The sequence below is a fragment of the Mesorhizobium sp. M2A.F.Ca.ET.037.01.1.1 genome (genome assembly GCF_003998075.1).
Lineage (GTDB): Bacteria > Pseudomonadota > Alphaproteobacteria > Rhizobiales > Rhizobiaceae > Mesorhizobium.
In genome coordinates this window covers 1-1,695 of the sequence record NZ_RZSA01001232.1, presented here as the reverse complement: position 1 = coordinate 1,695, position 1,695 = coordinate 1, and the positions used below count along the sequence as shown (strand labels likewise).

Sequence of the window (1,695 nt, the reverse complement as noted above, 5' to 3'; positions counted from 1 at the left end):
GTGCGCAAGATCAGCGTGCGCGCCACCGAGATCGAGACCTTCCAGCGGCAGTCGGTGATCCTGCCCAATTCGAACCTCATCAACAACGCGGTCGGCAACTGGACGCATCGCAACAAGCTGGGGCGGGTCGAAATCAAGGTCGGCGTCGCCTATGGCAGCGACGTGAAGCGCGTCCATGCCGTCCTGCTGGATATTGCCCGCGCCCATCCGATGGTGCTGAAGAATCCGGAACCGTTCGTCCTCTTCGCCAATTTCGGGGCGGCCGCGCTCGAGTTCGAAATTCGCGTTTTCGTTGCCGACATCATGAACAGCAGCGTCGTGCAGAACGATATCCGTTTCGCCATCTTCGATATCTTCGAGGACGAGCGGATCGAGATCCCGTCGACGCCGCGCGCCATGGTCGAGACAACCAAGCATGAAGCCTGGCCGATCGACGACGACAAGATCGAAGCCGAATTCGCCGAGCGCCAGAGGCTGGAGGAGGAAGCCGCGGCCGAACGGGAACGGCTGGCCAAGATGAAGCGCAGGGGCCGCAAGCCAGACCCTGGATAAAGGTGCGGCAACGTTCGGCCTAGCCGCATTTCGATACACCTTCGGTGGCGTCGCCCTGCGCCGAAACCGATTGTGGCATGAATGCGGCATTCAGTTGCGGTTCAGGTAACATCTCATATAAGCTTCGATGCAAAGGGCGAGAATGCCTTGCAAATTTTGAACAGAGGCGGTGTGTGAAACACCGGAATTGCAATGTGGAAGTCTGTCGTTGCCGCCATTGCTTTGCTGGCCTTGGGCGGTTCGGCTTTCGCCGCCAGCGCGATCAACAGGGACGCTCAGACGCGGACCCTGGTCGTGACCGAAGGCGGCGCCAAGAGCGAGCTGACGCTCGGTGCCGGCGAGACGGTGGAGTTCTGCTCGAACGGCTGCTTCGTCACCCTGCCCAATGGTGACCTCGAAGCCCTGACCGGTTCGGAGACGGTCGAAATTTCGGGCGGGACCGCCCGCATCAAGTAACGCGCAACGGATTGGCGCGGTAAGATTAGCAAAGGCCGAACCGATGTCCGGCCTTTTATCGTTTCCGGTAGCCGACGCTTAACGATGACGGCCGAAAAACCGGCATGACCATTCCCTGCAACCGCACGTTTTAACGTTCGCTGCGTCATCCCCCGGCTATATCTGCCCCCGTGGACGCCGGTACACGGCGTGGGTTGAATTGGCGCGTGGCCCTTCCGGGATTTGGAGTCGGGATCCTGCGCTCTATCGGGGCAGGACAATGGACGCGAGGTCGGACAGGAACGCAATTCCGCTTGCGGTCGATCTCGACGGGACGTTGATTGCAACGGACCTTCTGTGGGAAGGCCTGTTCATCCTCCTCAAGAAGAACCCGCTCTATTTCTTTCTGCTGCCGCTCTGGCTGACCGGCGGTCCGGCGCGGCTTAAGCAGGAAATATCCCTGCGCGTCGACATCGACCCGGCCTCGCTGCCTTACCGTCAGGAATTAATTGACCGTTTGCACGCCGAGCATCGGGAGGGCCGCGTGATCGTGCTGGCGACGGGAACGCCGCGCAAATTCGCCGAGGCAATCGCGGCGCATCTCGGCATTTTCGACCGCGTGCTGGCGACCGACGGCCCGCATAACATGACCTCGGGCCGCAAGTGCTCCGCTCTGGTCGCCGCCTATGGCGATGCGGGCTTCGATTA

General features: G+C 61.0%; 3 protein-coding genes. All 3 read left to right on the top strand.

What is annotated here, in order from left to right; genetic code table 11:
- The coding region (locus tag EOA27_RS35450) for a mechanosensitive ion channel domain-containing protein (protein WP_127258614.1) at positions 1 to 552 on the top strand (552 nt) is incomplete at its 5' end.
- Positions 553 to 744: 192 nt separating this feature from the next.
- Positions 745 to 1,008, top strand: coding sequence for a hypothetical protein (locus EOA27_RS35445; protein ID WP_042645040.1), 264 nt, complete (start codon positions 745 to 747; stop codon positions 1,006 to 1,008).
- A 259-nt stretch (positions 1,009 to 1,267) separates the two neighbouring features.
- On the top strand, positions 1,268 to 1,695 hold a 428-nt coding region (locus tag EOA27_RS35440; protein ID WP_189562273.1), incomplete at its 3' end, for a haloacid dehalogenase-like hydrolase.

Bases quoted from the DNA above. Each gene is read 5' to 3' on its own strand.
- EOA27_RS35445 (WP_042645040.1), top strand. From the start codon at position 745: ATGTGGAAGTCTGTCGTTGCCGCCATTGCTTTGCTGGCCTTGGGCGGT.